22 protein-coding genes and 4 tRNA genes are annotated in these 23,891 nt (G+C 35.0%); 8 read left to right on the forward strand and 18 right to left on the reverse strand.

Features of this window, described 5'->3' with window-relative positions; all coding sequences use genetic code 11:
• Positions 1 to 45 precede the first annotated feature (45 nt).
• The 17 genes from O3650_RS04105 to O3650_RS04185 form a co-directional block, all read right to left on the reverse strand.
• Positions 46 to 117, reverse strand: a tRNA-Glu gene (locus tag O3650_RS04105).
• 92 nt (positions 118 to 209) lie between these two features.
• Positions 210 to 689 (reverse strand): sigma-70 family RNA polymerase sigma factor, encoded by a 480-nt coding sequence (locus O3650_RS04110; protein ID WP_070482535.1) that lies wholly within the window; start codon positions 687 to 689, stop codon positions 210 to 212.
• Positions 690 to 809: 120 nt separating this feature from the next.
• Positions 810 to 2,768: an ATP-dependent zinc metalloprotease FtsH gene (gene ftsH / locus O3650_RS04115; protein ID WP_070482533.1), complete on the reverse strand. Its 1,959-nt coding sequence runs from the start codon at positions 2,766 to 2,768 to the stop codon at positions 810 to 812.
• A 15-nt stretch (positions 2,769 to 2,783) separates the two neighbouring features.
• Positions 2,784 to 3,326 (reverse strand): hypoxanthine phosphoribosyltransferase, encoded by a 543-nt coding sequence (gene hpt, locus O3650_RS04120; protein WP_000892176.1) that lies wholly within the window; start codon positions 3,324 to 3,326, stop codon positions 2,784 to 2,786.
• Positions 3,327 to 3,330: 4 nt separating this feature from the next.
• Positions 3,331 to 4,608, reverse strand: coding sequence for a tRNA lysidine(34) synthetase TilS (tilS, locus tag O3650_RS04125; RefSeq protein WP_001209057.1), 1,278 nt, complete (start codon positions 4,606 to 4,608; stop codon positions 3,331 to 3,333).
• Positions 4,605 to 5,873 (reverse strand): class A beta-lactamase-related serine hydrolase, encoded by a 1,269-nt coding sequence (locus O3650_RS04130; RefSeq protein ID WP_261043673.1) that lies wholly within the window; start codon positions 5,871 to 5,873, stop codon positions 4,605 to 4,607. The genes tilS and O3650_RS04130 overlap by 4 nt, the downstream gene beginning before the upstream one ends.
• The gene (locus O3650_RS04135) at positions 5,866 to 5,988 is read right to left on the reverse strand and encodes an SP_0009 family protein (protein WP_000429334.1); all 123 of its coding nucleotides are present in this window, start codon (positions 5,986 to 5,988) and stop codon (positions 5,866 to 5,868) included. Before O3650_RS04135 ends, O3650_RS04130 begins: the two co-directional genes overlap by 8 nt.
• 4 nt (positions 5,989 to 5,992) lie before the next feature.
• Positions 5,993 to 6,361, reverse strand: a complete 369-nt coding sequence (locus O3650_RS04140) for a septum formation initiator family protein (protein WP_000041912.1) — start codon at positions 6,359 to 6,361, stop codon at positions 5,993 to 5,995.
• Entirely contained in the window at positions 6,354 to 6,620 is a 267-nt protein-coding gene (locus tag O3650_RS04145; protein WP_001234978.1) for an RNA-binding S4 domain-containing protein, read from the reverse strand. The genes O3650_RS04140 and O3650_RS04145 overlap by 8 nt, the downstream gene beginning before the upstream one ends.
• A 57-nt stretch (positions 6,621 to 6,677) precedes the next feature.
• Entirely contained in the window at positions 6,678 to 10,193 is a 3,516-nt protein-coding gene (mfd, locus tag O3650_RS04150; protein WP_153193930.1) for a transcription-repair coupling factor, read from the reverse strand.
• Entirely contained in the window at positions 10,194 to 10,763 is a 570-nt protein-coding gene (pth, locus tag O3650_RS04155; RefSeq protein ID WP_000163938.1) for an aminoacyl-tRNA hydrolase, read from the reverse strand. It lies immediately after the preceding gene.
• Positions 10,764 to 10,834: 71 nt separating this feature from the next.
• Entirely contained in the window at positions 10,835 to 11,950 is a 1,116-nt protein-coding gene (ychF, locus tag O3650_RS04160; RefSeq protein WP_203175759.1) for a redox-regulated ATPase YchF, read from the reverse strand.
• A gap of 84 nt (positions 11,951 to 12,034) precedes the next feature.
• Positions 12,035 to 12,229, reverse strand: coding sequence for a DUF951 domain-containing protein (locus O3650_RS04165; protein ID WP_000285186.1), 195 nt, complete (start codon positions 12,227 to 12,229; stop codon positions 12,035 to 12,037).
• A gap of 64 nt (positions 12,230 to 12,293) precedes the next feature.
• Positions 12,294 to 13,430, reverse strand: a complete 1,137-nt coding sequence (gene dnaN, locus O3650_RS04170) for a DNA polymerase III subunit beta (RefSeq protein WP_049521563.1) — start codon at positions 13,428 to 13,430, stop codon at positions 12,294 to 12,296.
• Positions 13,431 to 13,588: 158 nt separating this feature from the next.
• A complete protein-coding gene (gene dnaA, locus O3650_RS04175; RefSeq protein WP_000660610.1) occupies positions 13,589 to 14,950 on the reverse strand; it encodes a chromosomal replication initiator protein DnaA in 1,362 nt (453 codons plus the stop codon).
• Between the two features lie 212 nt (positions 14,951 to 15,162).
• Positions 15,163 to 15,921: a ParB/RepB/Spo0J family partition protein gene (locus tag O3650_RS04180; protein ID WP_203175761.1), complete on the reverse strand. Its 759-nt coding sequence runs from the start codon at positions 15,919 to 15,921 to the stop codon at positions 15,163 to 15,165.
• A gap of 57 nt (positions 15,922 to 15,978) precedes the next feature.
• On the reverse strand, positions 15,979 to 17,160 hold the full coding sequence (locus O3650_RS04185; protein WP_203175764.1) for a S1C family serine protease: 1,182 nt from the start codon (positions 17,158 to 17,160) through the stop codon (positions 15,979 to 15,981).
• Between the two features lie 182 nt (positions 17,161 to 17,342).
• On the opposite strand from O3650_RS04185, the gene rlmH reads away from it, so the two are divergent.
• The 7 genes from rlmH (at position 17,343) to O3650_RS04220 (ending at position 20,515) form a co-directional block, all read left to right on the forward strand.
• The gene (gene rlmH, locus O3650_RS04190) at positions 17,343 to 17,822 is read left to right on the forward strand and encodes a 23S rRNA (pseudouridine(1915)-N(3))-methyltransferase RlmH (protein ID WP_153193935.1); all 480 of its coding nucleotides are present in this window, start codon (positions 17,343 to 17,345) and stop codon (positions 17,820 to 17,822) included.
• 43 nt (positions 17,823 to 17,865) lie between these two features.
• Positions 17,866 to 17,939 (forward strand) — tRNA-Arg (locus tag O3650_RS04195).
• 164 nt (positions 17,940 to 18,103) lie between these two features.
• Positions 18,104 to 18,226 (forward strand): competence-stimulating peptide ComC, encoded by a 123-nt coding sequence (gene comC / locus O3650_RS04200; RefSeq protein ID WP_153193936.1) that lies wholly within the window; start codon positions 18,104 to 18,106, stop codon positions 18,224 to 18,226.
• A 12-nt stretch (positions 18,227 to 18,238) separates the two neighbouring features.
• A complete protein-coding gene (gene comD, locus O3650_RS04205; RefSeq protein ID WP_371491667.1) occupies positions 18,239 to 19,564 on the forward strand; it encodes a competence system sensor histidine kinase ComD in 1,326 nt (441 codons plus the stop codon).
• Positions 19,561 to 20,313: a competence system response regulator transcription factor ComE gene (comE, locus tag O3650_RS04210; RefSeq protein ID WP_060806035.1), complete on the forward strand. Its 753-nt coding sequence runs from the start codon at positions 19,561 to 19,563 to the stop codon at positions 20,311 to 20,313. The genes comD and comE overlap by 4 nt, the downstream gene beginning before the upstream one ends.
• 51 nt (positions 20,314 to 20,364) lie before the next feature.
• Positions 20,365 to 20,436 (forward strand) — tRNA-Glu (locus O3650_RS04215).
• Between the two features lie 5 nt (positions 20,437 to 20,441).
• Positions 20,442 to 20,515, forward strand: a tRNA-Asn gene (locus O3650_RS04220).
• Between the two features lie 40 nt (positions 20,516 to 20,555).
• Here O3650_RS04220 and O3650_RS04225 read toward each other — a convergent pair.
• Positions 20,556 to 21,098: a TetR/AcrR family transcriptional regulator gene (locus O3650_RS04225; protein WP_371491668.1), complete on the reverse strand. Its 543-nt coding sequence runs from the start codon at positions 21,096 to 21,098 to the stop codon at positions 20,556 to 20,558.
• Between the two features lie 127 nt (positions 21,099 to 21,225).
• Here O3650_RS04225 and O3650_RS04230 point away from each other — a divergent pair, with 127 nt between their 5' ends.
• A complete protein-coding gene (locus O3650_RS04230; RefSeq protein ID WP_371491670.1) occupies positions 21,226 to 23,868 on the forward strand; it encodes a YhgE/Pip family protein in 2,643 nt (880 codons plus the stop codon).
• The last annotated feature ends 23 nt before the right edge of the window (positions 23,869 to 23,891 follow it).

Consider the following 23,891-nt stretch of genomic DNA (forward strand, 5'->3'; position numbering starts at 1 on the left):
TTTTTTAAAACTTTTTTCATCAAGTGTTTCAACCGCAACATACCATAGTCCGTACGGGATTCGAACCCGTGTTACCGCCGTGAAAAGGCGGTGTCTTAACCCCTTGACCAACGGACCAGAGTTGTTGTTTTCAACTCTTACTATTATACCGGCTTTTTGTTTTTTGTCAACACCTTTTTTAAACTTTTTTTACTTTTTTGCATGAATTCCTAATGAGTACGGATGTCAAACTCTTTAAACACAATACGTAAGTCTCTTAACACTCTTTGACGCCCTCGGAAGCGTTCATCTCTTAAGACGCGTTCTAACTCTTCTTGTTGCTCTTTATTTTGTTTACCTCTATAATTTCTTAGTGTTTCATGAAAGAGATAATAATCGTCTAGCCAGAGTCCTCCCTCACTTATACGATGACTTATCTCACCCACTTCTTCATAAAGCTCTTTATCATATCTCCGTTTTTGACTTTCTTGTTTACGGAGATAATCTAGAATTCGATTCCGGAATTTTGTTTTGAAGTATTTACGTAAACGAGGAATATCGTCTACTAGCCCTTCTTCGCTACTAATCAATTCATGTAGGCAAATCATTCCCTCTTGATCCCAGTCCGATAACTCCCACAAATGAAGGTAATATTCATTTCTACTCTTATATACAATTCCCTGGACTTCTTTATACAATTCTTTAAGCATAATCTTCCCCTTTCTGTGTACAGTCTAACAAATTCAAAAACACTTTTAGCACATTTCATCCATTCTGCACCCTTTAGCTCCTCAACTGCACAAAAAAGAGAGGTCTTGCCTCTCTCAGGGTTATTTTTCATCATTCATTTTTGACTTTACTTCATCATAGGATAGTGCATGTGATTCTTCTTCTACTGTTTCAGGCATCTTTCCTGTTTCGTAAAGAGATTTAATTTGTGTACTATCCAATGTTTCGTATTTCAATAATGCTTCTGCAATCAACTTGTGAGTTTCACGATTTGACTGAATAATTTCAGCAGCTTTATTTCGTGCTTCATTCAATAATGAACGAACCTCTTCGTCAATTTCATAAGCTGTTTGTTCTGAAATTGATTTTTGAGAGCTTTGTGCACCAAACATGGCATGATTACCCTCATATTGTACCGGACCAAGTTTTTCACTCATACCGTACTCTGTAACCATTGCACGAGCCATCTGTGTAGCTTGTTCAAAGTCATTTGAAGCTCCTGTCGTTTGGACATTAAAGATGATTTCTTCAGCTACACGTCCACCCATTAAACCAGCCAATTGCTCTTTCATATCTTCTTTAGATAGAAGCATTTGATCTTCCTTAGGAAGTGCAATCATGTAACCACCTGCACGGCCACGTGGTACAATTGTAACCTTATGGACAACGCGGGCATTCGATAAGACTAGACCAACAATGGTATGTCCAGCCTCATGGTAAGCAACCAATTCACGTTCTTTTTGTGAAACTGTCTTATCTTTCTTAGAAGGACCAGCAATAACTCTATCTTCTGCTTCATCAATATCTGAGGCATCAATTATTGATTTATTGCGACGAGCAGCGACTAAAGCCGCTTCATTCAATACATTCTCTAAATCAGCACCAACAAAACCTGGAGTTTGTTGAGCAACTAATTTCAAATCTACATCTTCTGCTAAAGGCTTGTTCTTAGCATGAACTTTCAAGATTGCTTCGCGCCCCTTAACATCAGGACGGCCAACCAATACTTTTCTATCAAAACGTCCTGGACGCAAAAGGGCAGGGTCAAGTACATCTGAACGGTTTGTCGCAGCGATGACGATAATCCCTTCATTTCCCTCAAAACCATCCATCTCAATCAAAAGTTGGTTCAAGGTTTGTTCACGTTCGTCATTACCTCCGCCGAGACCGACTCCACGTTGACGTCCAACAGCATCAATTTCATCGATAAAGATAATAGCTGGTGCTGCTTTTTTGGCATCTTCAAAAAGAGAACGAACACGACTAGCTCCAACTCCGACAAACATTTCTACAAAGTCAGAACCTGAGATACTAAAGAATGGAACACCTGCTTCTCCGGCGACTGCTTTAGCAAGCAACGTCTTACCTGTTCCCGGAGGTCCCTCCAGAAGGACACCTGCTGGAATACGAGCCCCAAGTTTTGTAAATCGTTTTGGATCTTTTAAGAATTCAACAACTTCAACCAGTTCTTGTTTTTCTTCCTCAGCTCCAGCAACATCTGAAAATCTTACTTTAATATCTTCTTTATTTGCAGCTTTAGCCTTACTACGTCCAAAACTCATCGGGTTACGACTATTATTTCCTCCCATATTTCCCATCATAGAGAATAGGAAGAAGAATAGAATACCGAATGGCACAATGGATACAAGAATATTAATCCACATACCACTTGAACTTTCATGCTTAATAGTTACTGCCGCCTTATGGTCAGAAGCAAGCTTTTGCAATTCTGATACCGTAGTATCTGAAGGAAGAATAATACTTGAAAATTTCTCTACTGTTGTAGCAGATGGAGAAAAGAACTGAATGCCTGTTTCTTCTTTACTTGTTTTAGGATTTTTATAGACACCCGAAACCTCGATAACACTACCATTTGGTTGGTAAGTCAATTCTTTTACATTGTCATCGGTAATTTCTTTTACCAATTCTGTATAATTAATTTGCTCACTTTTCCCTGCAACACTACCTGTACTAAAATACTGATAACCTGTAACTAGGAGAAAAATAAGTAATAACCATAGAAAAGGATTTTTAATTAAACCATTATTTTGTTTTTTCATTAAAAATTGTTCTTTCTAATTTGAATACACTTCTTCTTTCAATACTCCAACATAAGGAAGATTACGATAATTTTCTTTGTAGTCTAAACCATAACCTACTACAAACTCATTTGGGATAGTAAAGCAGGTATAGTCTGCCTCAATTTCTACAACACGTCCTTCTGGTTTATCCAACAAGGTTGCAATGTTAACAGAAGCTGCTTCTCTTGCAATAAACATATCTCGCAAATTCTTCAAAGTTTGACCTGTATCAATGATATCTTCTACAAATAGAACATGTCTTCCTTTAATATCTTGAGTTACATCTTGCTTGATATTGATGACACCACTACTTGCTGTTCCACCATGGTAGCTAGAAACCATCATGAAGTCCATTTCAATATGTGTATCAATATGTTTAACCAATTCAGCCATAAAAGGAATAGATCCTTTTAAAATCCCAACTAAAATTGGATTTTTTCCTGCATAGTCCTTGGTTAATTGAGCACCTAATTTTTTAGCCGCTTCTGTAATTTCATCGTGTGAAACGAGGATTTTTTTAATATCGTTTTCTAACATTTTTTTACCTATCTATTTTTTCTATATAAAGTACAGTGTTCATTATATCATTTTTCGTGTTTTTACTCAAATTACTGGTCGCAATTCCCAAAATTGAGACAATTTCACCAAATTGCTCAATAATCAGAGCTGATTTTCGCTTTTCCATAGGGATTTTCAAATCAATAAATAGACGTCTGAGTTTTTTTCTATGCCCATTTTGAATCAAAACATCTCCTGTTTTTCGATGACGAATGTGTATGGATGTTTCGCGTGAAACAGGTATTTGTTGAATTGATTCACCTTCTAAAGGAAGTCCAAAGGAAAATAAATAACCTTGGTAAGATACCTGATTTTGATAGTGTAACACAAGTTCATCTTCCTTTTCATCAGACTGAGGACTGATTTTACAAATCTGAAACCGTTGGTACTCTTTTATCAATTCATAGCCATTTTTAAGCGGATGACGATACTGGCTTTGAGTTTTTAAAATTTGTCTAACTTCTTCAAACTGAGATTTTGTAAGATTCAAATCTGGAAAATGATTCAGATAAGTTTGCAGTAAAATTCTTTGTGTTGACTCAGAATAAGAAAATAACTGCTGTAAATTTTCCACATCAATATTGTGAGATAATTCAGTTATAGCTAAGTCATAATCTAAAATTTCATTGCCGATACTTAAGATTGCATCTCTAAATCGAGGATTTTCTTTTTCTAAATCTGGTAAATAAGAATTTCGAATACGATTGCGAAAATAATGATTTTCCTTATTTGATGTATCTTCAAAGTGAAAAATTTGTGGAAAGTCTTTTTTCTGAAAATGCAAGAAGGGGCGAATGATTTCTATCTCTCCGACTACTTGCTTCTCCTTAATTCCTGATAGATAGCGCAAACGAGTACCTCGAATCAAACGCATCAAAATCGTTTCCACCTGATCATCAGCATGGTGAGCAGTGACTAAGGCTGTCGCACCTGTCTTTTTCATGACCTCTTGAAAAAAATCATAACGAAAATATCGAGCACGGGCTTCTGAAAATTCACCTAAAAAATTGCTGACATAAATAGGAAGCTCTGCTTCAGCAGCTAACTTCCTTAATTCCTGTTCTTCCCAATCTGATTCTACTCTCTGCTTATGATTCACATGAGCTAGAATCAATTCAATTTCTAACTCTTTTTGATAAGTAGATAATACCTTAAATAGAAACATAGAATCTAATCCACCAGAAAGAGCTAGCACCACCTTAGTATGCTTTTTGAAATATCCCTTCTTGAGAAAATGATTTAAAAAATCTTGTTCTCTCATTTTAGAACCTCATAAACATCCTTGGCTATCTGAGAAATTGTATCATAATCAGAATTCTTAGTGAAAATAGAAAGAATAAATGGAGAATCTGCGTAGACAACACCCGTATCATGCTTAAATTCGTCCGCATCCCCAATTTTATGAGCTACCTTCACAGAAACACCTTTGGCAATTCGCTGATTATCAAAATCTGTTTTAGTCAAAGACTCTAGCACAAATCCATTTTGATTATAAATAGCTTCCATAACTTTCCCAGCCATTTTAGAAGAAATCAATTTTTCTTTTGGATCCCAATCATCTCCCATAATGGCAGACATCTTGGATTTGAATGTGGTATCAGATTGGTTTGAAATGTAATAACCCAATATATTATGAGCTACATTATCAGATTCTTTTGATACTTTTGTGATTAAGTCCTTGAGAGAGTACTCTTTATTATCCTCTTTTTTAGGAAGACTACCACTTCCCTCTGGTTTATAAGAACCTGGAAAATCATTGACTGCAGATACGTATTTTACAGTCGTATCTAACTGATAAAGACCCTCATTTATTTTTTCTTGCGCATAATAGAGATAAGGGAGTTTCAAAACACTAGCTGCATACATCTTTTCATCTTGATTGATACCAGCTTCTTTTCCAGTAGTCAGTTGCTTAACATAAATAGAGAATGAATCCTTATGATATTTTTCAGATAACATTTCTTGGACTTTACCCATCCGATTATCTTCTTCAGAAGTTGATTCCTTATCTACCCATCCAACCTGATCAATATGTAGAAATTCTCTTCCTTCTACAAACATGGTATTGTCGATTGATACCTGCGAATAAGCTGATAAGGATGATTTCACTTCTTTTAAATCATAAGGACTATTGTACAGTTTAAAATCAGATTCTAACCATACTTTTTTTATTGTTGGAGTTACCTCTGACTGATCATATAAAAATCGTTTGTCTGCAGCTATAAATTGATGGTTGGATAACTTAAATACCGGAATCCCTTGTTTATTTAAACGCCACTCGGTTATTTGGAAACTTGTTTTGGGAGTCAATTTCCCAGATTCCACTACTAAATCTTCATTCGCATAAACAGGAACCTCTCCATAAACCATGGGAGAACTTAATTTTTCTCTAAAATAAATACCAAAGTCAGATTGTGAAAGGTAATAAATTTCTTTCGAAGTATAGACGACTTCTTTTTCTGTGCTAACAACTTTTGAAATGGTCAAAAAACTTGGTAGCAACAAAATAATTAAGAATTTACGCATTCTTCCTTTCCTTTTCTTCTTGTAAACGCAATAATTGATTTTTATCAGCCAATTCTTCCAGCTTTTCATCTGATAAACTCAAAAATTGCTCTATTACGTCTAGTAAATTTTCCATTTTATCACCTTTGAAGTAAGTCAGGAATCGTATAAACTATTTCCCTCGACTTAGAATAATAGTACTTCGCTCGTGTATATTTGGCAGCATAATCCTCATCTTTCAACTTGGTAGCAAATGCTGTCTCCTTATCCTTTTCATCACTCAAAGTTTGATACTGAGTTTGCAAGTCTGCTAATTGCTGACGTCTTTGGAGTAATTGCTGATAACTCTGCGCTAAATTAAAAGTTGGCAAGATAAATAATAGCATAATCAAAATCAATACCCACCCCATAAAACGATTCCGTTTTTGTCGTTCTTTCATCAGGTAGCGACGACGTTGATATTCATTTTGGATAAAAGAATTATTCAATTGTACAATATTTTTAGACATTTTCTTCTACCCGTGTTTCACTGATAATTTCATACATGCCTGCTGCATCTTCTTTTTTTGTACTATCTTTCATCTCTAGTACTTTGACAAGTAGCAACTTATTTCCAAAACGAATTTCAACTTGGTCATTAACTTTCAAATCCGTTGAACTTTTGGCCAAGATTCCATTCACCTTGATTCTGCCTTTATCTGCTACTTCTTTTGCGACTGTACGACGCTTGATAATTCGCGATACTTTTAAATATTTGTCTAATCTCATCCTTATTACCTCAACTTATTATTGTACCATTTTTATCTATTTTATAGAAGAAAAATATCAAATGGAATTTTCTTTCTTCGACTCTTTTATTTCTAATAAACTTTCTCCAAAAATTAGCAGACCTTCTAAAATTTCATAATCTTTCTTATTTTGGACATCAAACACAAGCTCCATTAATCCCTTATTCTCAGTGATACCTGCTTTTAAGTTCGTTGCGGATAAAGCTTTAAAATAATCTTGAGCTAAAAACAGTCGTTGAGTGACTTTTTCAAATTGAACTGTAATCTTATTATCTTTTCTTTCCACACGTTGAACAAAGATCTTGTCCAAATATGACTTGACTAAACCAATCTCTAAAAGATAAGCAACCACATCTGGGTATTCTCCAAAACGGTCTATCAACTCCTCTTGTAACTCTTCATAATTGACACGGTTGTCAATTTGACGAATTTTTTTGTAAATTTCAATCTTATGTCGTTGGTCTGAAATATAAGTATCAGGAAGATAGGCATCAATTTGCAAAATCAACTCAGCATTCCCTTTAGTTCTTGTGTTAGTGTTAGCGTTAGCATTACCGTTTCGTTTAGCAATAGCTTCCTCTAATAACTGCGAATACAATTCAAAACCAACAGAATCAATGAAACCAGACTGGGATTTTCCTAGGAGATTCCCTGCTCCACGAATCGAAAGATCTCGCATAGCAATCTTAAATCCGGATCCCAATTCTGTAAATCCTTTAATCGCTTCTAATCTCTTCTCAGATACTTCACTAATTGATTTTTCTGGACGATACATGAGATAGGCATAGGCAATGCGATTGCTACGACCAACTCTTCCTCTTAATTGATACAAGGTTGACAAGCCCATATGATCTGCATTTTCAATAAACAAGGTATTGGCATTTGGAATATCCACCCCTGTTTCAATAATGGTAGTCGTCACCAAAATATCGTATTGTCCCTCAATAAAGTCTAATAGAGTATTTTCCAACTGGATTTCACTCATGCGACCATGAACATAACCAATCGAAGCCTCTGGAATCAACTCCTGTAATTCTGAAATCTTCTGGTCAATCGTGTCAACTTTGTTGTAAAGATAGTAAACTTGACCTCCACGCTCCATTTCACGCAAAACAGCATCACGAATGACACTATCATTCTTTTCCAAAACATAGGTTTGCACTGGATAACGATTAGTCGGCGGAGTTTCAATAACAGACAAATCTCTGATTCCCAGCATAGACATATGGAGGGTACGAGGAATTGGAGTAGCGGTCAAAGTTAGGACATCCACTTGTTTCTTCAGTTCTTTCAAGGTTTCCTTATGCTTGACACCAAATCGCTGTTCCTCATCAATAATCATCAAGCCTAAATCAGCAAACACAACATCTTTTGACAAAACACGATGGGTTCCAATCAAAATATCAACTTGACCGTTTTTTAATTTTTCAAGTGTTTCAGTCTGCTCTTTTTTACTTCTAAAGCGACTCAACACATCAATATTAACTGCAAAATTTTGGAATCGTTCCTTAAAATTTGTGTAGTGCTGTTGCGCTAAAACCGTCGTCGGAACTAAGACGACAACCTGTTTGTGATCATTGACTGCCTTAAAGGCTGCACGCATAGCAACTTCAGTCTTTCCAAAACCAACATCCCCAACTAAAAGTCGATCCATTGGCTGAGAAACCTGCATATCTCTCTTGATTTCCTCTACACTACGAAGTTGGTCATCCGTTTCAACATAAGGAAAGGCATCATCAAAAGCATGTTGATCTTCATCATCAGCTGAAAAAGCAAACCCCTTCAACTGGCTACGTTCAGAGTAGAGTTTAATTAAATCGTCAGCTATATCCTCTACCTGGTTCTTAACTTTTTGCTTGGCTTTTTTAAAATGACCGTCATTTAATTTATTGAGTTTTGGAGCTTTCCCATCACTTGAAACATATTTGGACAGTAGATGAATCTGTTCCACGGGGATGGAAATTTGATCCCCATTTTGATACTGGACACTTACATAATCGCGGTGAATCCCCTTGATTTCAATTGTTTCAATCCCTAAATATTGACCAATTCCATGAATGTGGTGAACAACGTAGTCCCCTTTTTCAAGTTCATTATAATCTTTTAAGCGCTCTGCATTTGAAACATGTTGTCTTCGAAAACGACGTTTTAATTTCTTTTGAAAAATCTCATGTTCAGTAATCACCAGAATTTTTTCATCTACAAAATGAAAACCATGTCTGAGATTACCCTCGATTAAGTTTACAGATTCTTTACAAATGCTTGACTTATCTCTAGAATCCAATTTAATCTGATATTCCTCTAACACATCCTCCAATGTTTTACTTCCCATTGAATTGCTAGACTGCAGAATAATGGTGTAATCCATTTTTTTATATCGTTCAATTTCTTCTTTTAGAAAAGAAAATTGATTGAAAAACTCCTGCATGGGATATTGATTAAATTGATAAACCTGGTCAAACTTGAGATTTCCTAACCCCTTTTGCAGATTAGAAAAAAAGGTCACTGGGCTTTGTTTTTTATAGATTTTCTCAGTATCCGCAAAATACTGCATATCAGAAAATGCTTTACTATTCTGTAACTCTTCTGTAAAGTATTGCGCTAGCTCCCTTTCAAAGACTTCATACTGATTCATCAATTTCTGATAATCATCAAAGAATATTGGTATGTCTTTTTCAATATAATCAAAAATAGTCCATGTCTTGTCATAACACAAAGATAAAAATTTCCGGGAATCAGAATGAATTTGTTTTTGGTGAAAACTTGAAAGAATTTCTTCTAAGTATGATTTTAAAATAGGTGATAACGTTTTTGAAATTTGTTTTTCTAAAGCTGACCGACCTCGTTGATAATCCTTTTCTCTCAAAATTATGTCGCTAGCTGGAAAGATAGTGAGTTCTGTCTGATTTTCTTTCGATAATTGTGTTTCGACTTCAAATAACCTAATACCATCGACTTCATCACCAAAAAACTCAATTCGGCAAGGTTCTAACTGGGATATTTCAAAAATATCTAAAATATCTCCTCGCAGACTAAATTCGCCTTGAGTTTGTACTTGTGTAACTTTTCGATAGCCTATCTCTTTTAACTGGTGGATAAGTGCGTGTTGGTCATATTCTTCACCAACTGCAATTTTTATAATGCTTTCTTTAAATCCAGTCGGAGAAGGTAAAAACAATCGACTTGCTGCAATATTACAAACTAAAATCCCTTTCTTAGACGGATCACTCAAAAAACGCAAGGCTTCAACCCGTGAGATGATTTTTTCTTGCGAAGACATCAAAAACTCTACCATAGGAGAGTCATCTACCAAAAATGGATAGACAAGTTCCTCACCCAAGATAGAGATAAGATCACTAACAAGTCCTTCTGCTTCTCCATAAGTTGACGTCAATAACACAATCTTATCTTCTTTTTCTAAACTGCTTGCAATTGCAAGAGCCTTAGTAGACGTTGATAAACCAAGTATTAGTTGTCTTTTCTTATCTGTTAAATTTTGATGCCATTTTTGGATCTGATCATTTTCTGAGAATAAATCTAATAAGGTCACCATTTATCCGTTATACCTCTGCATCGTTTTTTCAAAGTTTTTCTCTTGTAAATAGTAGTTTACAGAATCGTCAACCTTGTCAATAGACTGTAAAATACCGATATAATCATCCTTGTCAAAGGTACTCAAAACATGGTTAACAACTGACATTCCATTTTTAGGTCTTCCGATTCCAATCTTAACACGATTAAAGGTCTGAGTCCCTATATGTTGAATAATAGACTTGATACCATTATGACCACCCGCTGAGCCTTTTGCTCTTAAACGAATCTTTCCAACTTCCATATCAAGATCATCGTAAATGATGAGTAAATCTTCAATATCCAAACCATAATAAGTCAATAAAGCATGAACTGCTTTTCCACTTTCATTCATAAAGGTCGTTGGTTTGACAAGATAAATTTTTTCTCCATTTAGGAAAAAGGATGCTAGGTCAGCTTGAAATATCTTATCATGTGTAAAAGTGACATTCTGTTTCTTCGCTAGTTGGTCAATCAACATAAAACCAACATTATGTTTGGTTTCAAAATATTTATCCCCTGGATTTCCCAAGCCTACAAGTAATTTAGTCATTTATTTTTCCTTTCAAAAGCCAAAAGGGTTGGAATTTTTTTCCAACCTAATTGACACTATTTATTAAATTTTTAGACATTAAAGCGGAATTCCATGATATCACCGTCTTGGACGATATATTCTTTTCCTTCTTCACGCAAGCGTCCAGCTTCTTTTACAGCCTTTTCAGATCCGTATTTCACTAGATCTTCATATGACAGGGTTACTGCACGAATAAATCCTTTTTCAAAGTCTGAGTGGATAATCCCAGCTGCTTGAGGAGCCTTCATACCACGTTTGAAAGTCCAAGCACGAACTTCTTTTTCACCAGCTGTGAAGTAAGTTCCCAGTCCAAGTAAGTGGTAAGCTGCACGAGTCAACTTGTCAACGCCTGATTCTGTCAACCCAAGTGCTTCAAGAAACTCTTGCTTGTCTTCTTCGTCTAACTCAGAAATTTCTTCCTCAGCACGCGCAGAAATAACGACTACTTCAGCATTTTCTGTCGCTGCAAATTCACGAATTTGTTTAACATAATCGATAGAGTCAGGATCTGAAACCACATCCTCGTCCACATTAGCAACATAGAGCACTGGTTTAGTCGTCAAAAGGAAGAGACCTTTGACAACTTTTTGTTCTTCATCTGTAAACTCGATTGTACGAGCTGATTTCCCATCTTCAAGGACTGGTTTAATCTTTTGAAGAACATTAAACTCTGCTACTGATTCTTTATCTTTTTGCGTACGTGCCATCTTTTCTACACGCGCATAGCGCTTATTGACTGATTCTAAGTCAGCAAGAATCAACTCTAGGTTAATAGTATCAATATCTGCCAGTGGATCCACAAAAGCATCTTCACGTCCTTGCTCACGCATTACATTTTCATCATCAAAAGCACGAACTACATGAACAATCGCATCTACTTCACGGATATTAGCCAAGAATTTATTCCCTAGCCCTTCTCCTTTTGAAGCTCCTTTTACAATTCCTGCGATATCTGTAAATTCAAATGTTGTTGGAACTGTCTTTTTAGGAGTGATCATTTCAGTCAATTTTTGTAGGCGTTCATCTGGAACCTCAACCATTCCAACGTTTGGATCAATCGTCGCAAATGGATAGTTTGCAGCCTCTGCTCCTGCTTTTGTAATTGCATTAAATAGTGTTGATTTACCAACGTTTGGCAAACCAACGATACCTGCTGTTAAAGCCATATTTTCTCATTCTCCGTTTTCATTTCAATCCCTAATATTATAACACAAAAAGGGAAAACTTGCTAACCCTCTAACTAAGGGTTTTCAGTCAATAATTTTATTCATTTTTCGATCAAAATCATAGCGTCCCATCATGACAACATGGTCACAATTACTGCATTTGATTTTGATATCTGCCCCTACACGTGTAATTTCCCAACGATTTGCTTTTTTACCAGTTGACTTGATAGTACAAGCATGTGGTTTTTTCATCTCAACAAAATTTCCAACTTGATACATACTACTCTCCTTTTCTTTTTCGATTATATCATAAAAGAGGCGAGCTAGGCTCAACCTCTTTAACTTAATTTGTACGAACTGGTGTAATGAGCTGCATGAAGTCCTCGTCAGTATCTGCTGGCACAAGAGTAAATGGACGAACAGCTGAGATAAAGCTAATAGTCACCTTTTCGCTATTTAAAGCTTTAAGGGAATCAATCAAGTAAGTTGGGTTGAAACTAATAGTCAAATCTTCACCAGTAACCTGATCAGTATCGATTTCTTCGTTTACTTTACCAACTTCTGGAGAGTGAACATGGGCGCTAACAATCCCATCTTTAATTTCAAGTTTCACAGTACCATTTTGAGTAGCACTTGATAAAAGACGAGCACGCTCCATTGACTGGCGTAAATTTACCACATCAAAAGTAATAGTAGTGTTAAAGTCTGTTGGAATCAAGCGATCTGTATCAGGATAGTTTCCTTCTAGGAGACGAGTATAGAAGCTAATATTTTCGCTTCTAAAGAGGATTTGGTTATTGGCAAAGAAAATCTCTACAGTTTCGATATCATCTGTAAATACCGCTGAAAATTCGCGTAGAGAACGACTCGGAATCACGACATCAAAATCATCACTATTTTTCTCAAGCGTTAATTTTTTCTGGCTTAGACGATGAGAGTCTGTTGCCACTGTTTTTAGCTCCTTATGCTGACTCAATACAAAATGAACACCTGTTAAAATTGGACGACTTTCTTGTGTACTTGCAGCAAAAGCTGTTTCATTGATAATTTTCTTGAGTAATTTTGTTTCAAGAACTAAAGGAGTGCTTGCTGAAATTTCTTGGATTCGTGGATACTGTTCGCTATCTTTTCCTTTTAATGTAATTTCTGATTTGCCGCTGGTTAAAACAATTTGATTTTGTTCAATTTCTTTAAAATCAAGAGTCACATCAGGTAGGCTAGATACCACATTGATAAAGAAAGAAGCTTCAAGAAGGATCGAACCTAAAGAAGTAATTAATAGACCAGCATCTTCATTTTTTTGAGAAATAAAATTTTCAATTGAAATTTGACCATTTGAACCAATTAAAGTAACACCTTCATTGGTCACGTCAATTTTGACAGTTGATAAAATAGGAATGGCATTTTTAGAACTAATAGCTCTCTTAGTAATATTTAATGCTTGTAGAAATAAATTTTTATTAATTGAAAAATGAATCATGGATTCTCCTTTATTTATTTTTAGTATTAGAAGGATAATAGTAATAATAGAGTCTGTGAAATCTGTGGAAAACAGACTTTAAACAAGTCAGATCAAGTTTTTTGGCTTGTTTAAAAAATGTGGATAAAAAAGATAAAAAAGCGAAAGTTATCCACAAGTTATTTTATTTTCTTTTTGATTGATTCAATTTCTAAACGTAAATTATCGTCTTCATCAATCAAAGATTTAATTTTTGCATGGGCATGAATGACTGTTGTATGATCTTTTCCACCAAATTCCTTCCCAATTTTTGGAAGACTATTATCTGTTAGTTCTCTAGATAAATACATGGCTACTTGACGGGCTAACACAATATTTTGAAGGCGTCTGCTTCCCTTCATTTCTTTGACGCTAACACCATAAAAGTTACCAACTTCATTTTGGATTTTGTCAATTGGGATGACGAGCATTTGGCTAACATCTTGTTTGCGAGCTCTAATAGCTTCTGCAGCAATATCAATAGTGATATCCTTGATTTTTTTTACTCGGGCAATTAAAGTGATGTCGTTGATGGCTCCCTCAAGATCTCGAACATTTGAATCAAATTGCCCAGCTAGGTATTCTAGAGTATCACTTTGGAAATTGTAGCCTAAATGTTCCGTTTTACTTTGCAAAATGGCAATACGTGTTTCAAAGTCAGGGGGTGTGATAGTTTGTGTCAATCCCCAACTAAAGCGCGTGACAAGCCTCTCCTCGAGCCCTTCTAGATGTTTTGGACTACGATCACTGGTTAGGACAATCTGTTTTTGCTTGTCATGAAGGGCGTTAAAGGTATTGAAAAATTCTTCCTGAGTTGCAACTTTTTTTCCGCTGAGTGACTGGATATCATCGATTAACAAAAGATCAAGACTACGATAGGTTTTTTTAAATTTTTCCATTTCCCCAAGTCTTAGGTGATCAAGAAAGTCATTAATAAAGCTTTCAGCAGGTATGTATTTGACACGCGCATTTGGAATATTTTTTAGAATTTCATTTCCAATAGCGTTTAACAGGTGAGTCTTACCAAGTCCCGGTCCTCCATAGATAAAAAGAGGGTTATAGGTCAGAGCCAAATCTTCAGAGACAGCTAAAGCGGCTGATACTGCCCAAACATTTCCATCCCCTTGAATAAAATTATCAAAGGTATACTTTTCTTTTAACCCAGTATCTGAATAAGGAATAGATGCTAACTTTGGACTATAATCATAAAGAGTTGAATTTGTAGCTTCTTCAACTTGTGAGATAGTCGTATCTTGAGGTTTGGTGAAAATATAGTGGGGAGTAATCTCAGCATCATAAATTTCAAATCCAGCAACGACAATAATATCTTTTAGTTGTTTTTCCCAGACCATTTCCATTTCAGATCGTGGTAAAAATATAGTGGCAACATTTTCCTCTACCTTAATGAGTTCAGCTTGAATAGCATAGAAATCATACATGGATCGAGTCAGTCTTTCTTGAGCAAATTCTAAGATACGATTCCAAAATTGTTTTTCTTTCAATCCTTTCTCCTCCTTTACTATTTAAAAGTTTAATACTAGACCTATTTTACCATAGAGAACAAGAATTTTCCACAAGCTGTGAAAAATAATCCACAATGTTACCAAGTTTTATCCACAGGTTGGGGATAAAAGCAGAAACTTTTGATTTATTAAGCTTTTTATTAAAAAAAATAGTGGATAACCTTGTGAGATAAAAAAATAAAAGAACAGCCTTATTTCAGGCTGTTGATAATTCTACTGTATTCTTCTTGATTTGAAAAAGAAATAATGATTTTTCCACTATCTTTTTTAGACAGTTTAATCTCTACATCTAATCCGAGTAGTTTTTTTAACTGTTCTTCTTCATTTTGTATGAAATGATCATTTTTTTGCAGTTTCTTTTGTTTTTTCTCTGTCAGAAGAGCTTCTAACTTCCTTACAGAAATGTCTTCTTCTATAATTCGTTGAAAGAAATAGTCTTGTTGTTCCTTATTCAACCCAACTAGAGAACGCGCATGAGCTTGTGATAGTTTGCCATTTTCTACTTCTGAGAGGATAGCATCTGGCAAGGAAAGCAAACGAATGGAGTTGCTGATATATGGACGAGACTTGCCCATTTTATCTGCAATTTCAGCATGGGTAAATCCTTTCTCTACAAGAGATTCATAGGCGCGTGCTTCTTCTATTGGATTTAAATTTTCTCTTTGCAAATTTTCAATGATAGACTGGACCATCATCTCTTGATCTGAAAGCTGTTTAACAACAGCTGGGATAGACGTTAGACCAGCTAAAAGTGAAGCCCGATAGCGTCTCTCTCCTGCAAGGATTTCATAACCAATAACAGGAGATTGACGAACAATAATCGGTTGAATGACCCCATTTTCTTTGATAGACTGTGCTAGTTCATGTAGTTTTTCTCCATCAAATTCTTTTCGAGGTTGATAGGGATTTTTTTGTATATCCGTGATAGAAATCATTTCAAATTTTTCCATTATTCTACACTAACACATCTTTTCTCTTATGTAAAGCTTTCTTTACATAGATGTCAATTAAGATTCTAAATCGCCTGAACTCTTGTCAAGTTTAATAGATGTAGTTTCTTCTTTACCGTTACGATAGTAAGTTATTTTAATGGTGTCTCCGATAGAATGATTGTAAAGAGCACTTTGTAAGTCTGTTGATGAAGCAATCTCCTTGTCATCTACTTTTGTAATAACATCGTATTTTTCAAGGTGACCATTGGCAGGCATATTGCTCTGCACAGAACGAACAACTACACCAGATGTTACATTGCTTGGAATATTAAGTCTTCTAATATCACTTGTATTAATATTTGAGAGATTGACCATTTGAATTCCCAAAGCTGGACGAGTCACTTTTCTGTTCTTTTCTAACTGTTCAATAATATTGATAGCATCATTTGCGGGAATTGCGAAACCAAGTCCTTCTACAGATGTGCCTCCATTTGTGGCAATTTTACTTGAGGTAATTCCGATAACTTGTCCTTGAATATTGATTAGTGGGCCACCAGAGTTACCTGGGTTAATAGCAGTATCAGTTTGGATGGCTTTTGTAGAAATGGCTTGTCCATCTTCAGATTTTAAAGATACATTTCGATTGAGACTAGATACAATACCCTGAGTGACAGTATTAGCATATTCAGAACCTAACGGGCTACCGATGGCAATGGCAGTTTCTCCTACGGTTAACTTGCTAGAATCACCAAACTCAGCTACTGTTGTCACTTTTTCTGAAGATATTTTGACGACAGCAATATCAGAGAAAGTATCAGCTCCGACAATTTCTCCAGGTACTTTAGTTCCATCTGACAAACGAATATCTACTTTGCTGGCGCCATTTATAACGTGATTATTGGTGACAATATAAGCTTCTTTATCATTCTTTTTATAAATAACCCCAGATCCTTCACTAGAGATTTGTTGAGAATCTGTGTCAGTATCATCATTTCCAAATACGCTATTTTGTCTGTTTGCTGAATAAGTAATAACTGAAACAACAGCATCTTTTACTTTGTTAACAGCCTGTGTTGTTGAATTTTCGTTCTTATAGGCAGTCTGTGTAATGGTGCTATTGTTGTTAGAGTTGCTTACACTACTTTTTTGAGTTAGTTGAGCTATTGAAAAACTACCCAAGGCTCCACTAATAAAGCTAATGACGATAACGACTAATAATTGAAACCCTTTTTTGTAAAATGTTTTTAAATGTTTCATATTTGCCTCCATATTTTTAAATTACTGAAAGTATAAACTGACTAGCTTAATTATAACTTAAATACAAAAGTTTTTCACAGATTGTGGATAACTTTCTAAAATCTGTGGTTTTCTCAGTTAAAATTAACCTTTTATTTTGTGAATAAGATGTGAAAAAATAAAGAATATGTTAGAATAGAGTCATGAAAATTAAAGTTGTAACAGTTGGGAAACTGAAAGAAAAGTATTTAAAAGATGGTATTGCAGAGTATTCAAAACGAATTTCTCGATTTGCTAAACTTGAAATGATTGAGCTAGCAGATGAAAAAACACCAGATAAGGCCAGTGAGTCAGAAAATCAAAAGATTTTAGAAATAGAAGGTCAGAGAATTTTATCAAAAGTTGGTGACCGTGATTTCGTTATTGTGTTGGCTATCGAAGGGAGAACTTTCTCCTCAGAAGAATTTAGTAAGCAGTTAGAAGAAGCTCCTATAAAAGGATTTTCTACTCTTACCTTTATTATTGGAGGGAGTTTAGGATTATCATCAGCTGTAAAAAAGAGAGCTAATCTTTCTGTCAGTTTTGGTCGCTTAACCTTGCCCCATCAGTTAATGAGACTAGTTCTTGCTGAACAAATTTATCGCGCTTTTACGATTCAGCAAGGCTCCCCCTATCATAAATAGAAAATTGACTTTTAATTGAATTTTTGGTAGAATAATTGTGTTAGGTCTCATAGCTCAGCTGGATAGAGCATTCGCCTTCTAAGCGAACGGTCGCAGGTTCGAATCCTGCTGGGATCAATATAGTAGCAAAGCTGGGAATTTTCCCGGCTTTTTTCTTAAAAAAGTACACTTGAGGAGAAAAAAATGACAGTTGAGAGAATTTTATCTAAAATGAAATTCCATTTTGTATAATGGTTTTTGTAAGTTAGCTTACAAGAAAAAACATTTTAGGAGATTTTATTATGAAAAACACAGTTAAATTGGAACAGTTTGTAGACTTGAAGGAAAAAGACTTGCAAAAGATTAAAGGTGGGGAAATAAGAAAAACAAGTAATAGTTTACTTAATTTCTTTAAAAGAAGATAAGGAAGTGTCAGAATGAATTTTTTCTTAGTAGTAGATTTTATATTATATTTTTTTATTATTAGTCATAGTTACCGTTTAATTTGTAAAGGCCAAATAAAAGCAAAGGAACTATATTTTTTTGGTATCTATACATTACTAGTAGAAGCAGTACTTGAACTTCCTTTTTACCTCCTATATTTAGATGGGTTAGGGATTGCAAGATTTTTATTTCCTTTGGGATTATATTTCTATTTTCGATGGATTAAACAGTATGAGAGGGATAGAGGACTATTCTTAAGTTTACTACTATCTCTTTTATATGAGAGCACTCATAACTTTCTGTCTGTAACTTTCTCCTCTCTAACAGGAGACAATTTTGTTTTACAATATCATGATCCATTCTTTTTCGTTGTAACGGTGTTGACTTATGTCGTTATCTTTAAAATCATTCATTATTTCCATTTGGAACTAAACTATTTTGACAAGGACTACCTTTATCCTTTCTTGAAAAAAGTATTTTTTGCTTTACTACTGTTACATGTTGTATCTTTCGTTTCAGATATGGTAAGTACGATTAAACATTTGAATAGTTTTGGAAGTATTTTGTCATCTATTGTTTTTATCTCGTTACTTTTGACCTTCTTTGCAATGAATTCGCATAAAGAACAAATGGAGAAAGAGATTGCGTTGAAGCAGAAGAAATTTGAACAGAAACATTTACAGAATTATACAGATGAAATTGTCGGTCTGTATAATGAAATTCGTGGTTTTCGACATGACTATGCTGGGATGCTTGTCAGCATGCAGATGGCAATTGACAGTGGTAATTTACAGGAAATTGACAGAGTTTACAATGAAGTTTTGGTCAAAGCCAATCATAAACTGCGTTCAGATAAGTATACTTACTTTGATTTGAACAACATAGAGGATTCAGCTTTACGAAGTTTGGTTGCACAGTCAATTGTCTATGCTCGAAATAATGGTGTAGAGTTTACACTGGAAGTAAAAGATACGATTACCAAGCTCCCAATTGAACTATTGGATTTGGTTCGTATCATGAGCGTTTTATTGAACAATGCTGTTGAAGGATCAGCTGATAGCTATAAAAAGCAGATGGAAGTAGCAGTTATTAAGATGGAAACTGAAACAGTTATTGTGATTCAGAATTCATGTAAAATGACGATGACTCCTTCAGGAGATCTATTTGCCTTAGGATTCTCTACTAAGGGAAGAAATCGCGGAGTAGGATTAAATAATGTGAAAGAACTACTAGATAAGTACAACAATATTATTTTAGAAACAGAGATGGAAAGCAGTACATTTAGACAAATCATTAGATTTAAGAGGGAATTTGAATGAAAGTTTTAATTTTAGAAGATGTTATTGAACATCAAGTGAGATTAGAGAGAGTATTAGACGAAATTTCGAAAGAATCGAATATTCCAATATCATACAAGACAACAGGAAAAGTCCGTGAATTTGAAGAATACATTGAAAATGATGAAGTAAATCAGCTTTATTTCCTAGATATCGATATTCATGGAATTGAGAAAAAGGGATTTGAGGTTGCTCAGCTCATTCGTCATTACAATCCTTACGCTATTATCGTCTTTATCACCAGTAGATCAGAGTTTGCGACTTTGACCTATAAATATCAAGTATCAGCCCTAGATTTTGTTGATAAGGATATCAATGATGAGATGTTTAAGAAGAGAATTGAGCAAAATATCTTCTACACGAAGAGTATGTTACTTGAAAATGAAGATGTGGTAGATTATTTTGATTATAATTACAAGGGAAATGATTTAAAAATTCCTTACCATGATATTTTGTATATTGAGACAACAGGAGTCTCTCATAAATTGCGCATTATTGGTAAGAATTTTGCCAAAGAGTTTTACGGTACCATGACAGATATTCAGGAAAAGGACAAACATACTCAGCGATTTTATTCTCCTCATAAGTCATTTTTGGTAAATATAGGCAATATCAGAGAAATTGACCGAAAGAATCTAGAAGTTGTTTTCTATGAAGACCATCGCTGTCCTATTTCAAGATTAAAAATTAGAAAATTAAAAGATATTCTAGAGAAAAAATCTCAAAAGTGATTGACAATTAGTAAGAAATTGATATAATGGTTATATCTGCTACAGATAGAAGGTCCGTTGGTCAAGGGGTTAAGACACCGCCTTTTCACGGCGGTAACACGGGTTCGAATCCCGTACGGACTATTTTATCCGCCATAGCTCAGTTGGTAGTAGCGCATGACTGTTAATCATGATGTCGTAGGTTCGAGTCCTACTGGCGGAGTATAGATAAAAGGGAACACAACTGTGTTCCTCTTTTTGTATCAATTTGTATCACCAAGCATTTTCATAAGGAAGTCTGTTATTTCTTGAGGACTTTCTTTTTTTCCGTGTGCAATCCAAGTTTGACAAACACCAAAAAGTGCATGAGTTAGATAGATGCTACTATATTCTAATTCAGTGGTATTTAGATTTAGTTGCATAAAGCGTTTTTGTAAATCCGTACTAAGCATGATATGAAGTTTATTTCGTAAGAAATTTTGGATTTCTTTAGTCCCATTTTCAGAAAGAAGGGCAGCCAGAAGTGGTTCTGACTCTAGATATTCAAATACTTCTAAAATAGCGTCTCTTTTGTGATGAGCATGTTTTTGAAAAATATATTCAAATGTATGGAATAGCTTGCTTTGATAGTGCTCAATCATATCATACTTATCCTTATAGTGAGTATAGAAGCTGGAACGACTAATTCCAGCTTTGTCTGCTAACTTGACAGTAGAAATTTGATCAAATGGTTGTTCAATCAGTAATTGTACCATAGCATTTTCAATAGTTCTTTTTGTTTTTAAGCGTTTGTTACTTTCTTGCATATTTCCTCCTTGTAAACAAATTAGACTATATGTCTAAAAATGAATTTTTTATCTTGTAATTTAGATTTTTTAATGTATAATCTATTATATCAAAATTTTAGACAATATGTTTAAAAAAGGAGAAGCTATGTTTAAAGAATGGAAAGCAATTTTTAAAAAACCAACCTTTATTATTGTCATGATAGGGATTTCTCTTATTCCAGCTCTGTACAATATCATATTTTTGTCATCAATGTGGGATCCATATGGGAAATTGTCTGACTTACCTGTGGCAGTTGTCAATAATGATAAAGAGTCTTCCTATAATGGTAATACGATGTCTATAGGAAAAGACATGGTGTCAAATTTAAAAGAAAATAAAAGCTTAGATTTTCATTTCTTAGATGAAGAGGAAGGTAAGAAGGGCTTGGAAGATGGCGATTACTATATGGTAGTGACTTTACCAAGTGATTTATCTGAAAAAGCAGCTTCGATTTTAACGGATCATCCAGAGCAAATGCAAATCGATTATCAGACTTCAAGTGGTCATAGTTTTATTGCCAGCAAGATGAGTGATTCTGCGATGACACAATTAAAGCAGAATGTTTCTACCAATGTAACCGAGACCTATACTAAAGCTTTATTTGATAAGATGGTCGAATTAAAAGATGGTATGAGTCAAGCAGCTTTTGGTAGTGAAAAATTAACTGATGGAGCGAATCAATTAGTGACAGGAAGTAAAACATTAACTACTAACCTACACTCTTTAGCAGATTCAAGTTTAACATTTTCAAATGGAACGGAGCAGTTTACTAAAGGATTATCTGCTTATGTTTTTGGTGTTGAACAACTTCATCTTGGCTTAGGGAATTTTAATAGTGGCTTAGTTACATATGCTGGTGCAGTGAGTCAATTAGATAGCGGGTTAGGTCAATTATCTTCTAAAAGTCCTGAATTAGTAAGAGGAATCAATCAATTATATACTGGTGTAGAATCCTATACTGGCGGTGTTTCTCAGCTCAATACTGGTCTTAATCAATTTTCATCTGGTGTTAGTGCCTATACAAATGGAGTGGGAAATCTTGCAACAGGAGCCAATCAGTTATCTAGTCAATCAGCTACACTTCGAATGGGGGTGGAGCAATTAAGTGAAGGGATTCAACAACTTTCTAGCAAGTTAGATGCTTCGTCTGGGAAAAAAGATCAAATTAATCAATTATCTTCTGGTCTAAATCAGTTAAATCAAGTTATTCAAAATATTGATGTTGGAGATACAAAACAATTAGATTCTGTTTTATCAAGTATGGTATCTCTTTCTAATCAAATGTTAGTAAGTGCTCAGTCTGATAAAGCGACTACATTAGCTAATATTCAATCGACAGCAGCTTATCAATCATTGACAAGTGAGCAACAAGCTGAGATAAGCGCTTCTGTATCTCAAAATTCGACTGATAGTATTCAATTGGCTCAGTCAATTATAGCTTTAGTACAAGGTTTACAGGGAAGTTTGGAAAACTTACAAAATCAATCTTCAAATCTTTCGACATTAAAAAATCAAGCTAATCAAGTATTACCGCTTGCTTCTACTTCTTTGACAGGATTGTCAAGTGGATTAACAGAAATACAAGGAGCTGTTACTAGCAAATTAGTTCCTGACAGTCAGTCGATTGCATCAGGTGTAAAGGCATATACTATAGGTGTTGATAAAGTTTCTCAGGGCGCAAGTCAACTAAGTGAAAAAAATGCCAACTTGACAGGTAGTTTGGATCAACTAGTTTCAGGCTCAAACACCTTGACACAAAAATCTTCTAACTTGACAGCAGGAGTTGGTCAATTAGTTGAAAAAACTCCAGAATTAGTGTCTGGTATTGAAAAATTATCAACTGGCTCCAATCAATTGAATCAAAAGAGTCAAGAATTGATAGCAGGAGTTGATAAATTGCAGTCAGGATCGGGTCAATTAGCTGACAAATCAAGTCAGTTACTTTCAGGTGCTTCTCAATTAGAAAGTGGAGCTAATAAATTGGCAGATGGAGCTGGGAAACTAGCAGAAGGTGGAACAAAGTTAACTTCTGGATTGGAAGGTTTACAGATAGGAGTTGCTTCTTTGGGACAAGGATTAGGTAATGCTAGTGATCAACTCAAGTCAGCATCAACAGAATCTAAAAATGCAGAGATTTTGTCAAATCCTCTCAGTCTCTCCAAAACTGACAATGACCAAGTTCCTGTAAATGGAATTGCAATGGCTCCTTATATGATATCAGTTGCTCTCTTTGTTGCAGCAATATCAACGAATATGATCTTTGCGAAGTTGCCTTCAGGACGTCATCCGGAGAGCCGTTGGGCTTGGTTGAAATCTCGAGCTGAAATAAATGGTATTATAGCTGTTTTAGCAGGAATTTTGGTATATGGAGGAGTTCATCTTATTGGTTTAACTGCAAATCATGAGATGAGAACATTTATTCTCATTATCCTAACAAGTTTAGCATTCATGTCTATGGTGACCTCTTTAACAACATGGAATAGCCGTATAGGAGCTTTCTTTTCTCTTATTTTGCTTTTATTACAGTTAGCATCAAGTGCAGGTACTTACCCACTTACTTTGACAAATGATTTCTTTAGAGCCATTAATCCCTGGTTACCAATGAGTTATTCAGTTTCGGGATTACGACAAACAATTTCTATGACAGGAAATATTCATCATCAAGTCATTTTCCTTGCTGTGATATTAGCCCTATTTACTGGTTTAGGTATGCTAGCCTATCGACCTAAGAAAATGGAAGAAGATTAAAAAAATCGACCAACTGGTCGATT

Origin of the sequence: Streptococcus sp. 20925_1_24 (genome assembly GCF_041432335.1) — a bacterium.
Lineage (GTDB): Bacteria > Bacillota > Bacilli > Lactobacillales > Streptococcaceae > Streptococcus > Streptococcus mitis_BM.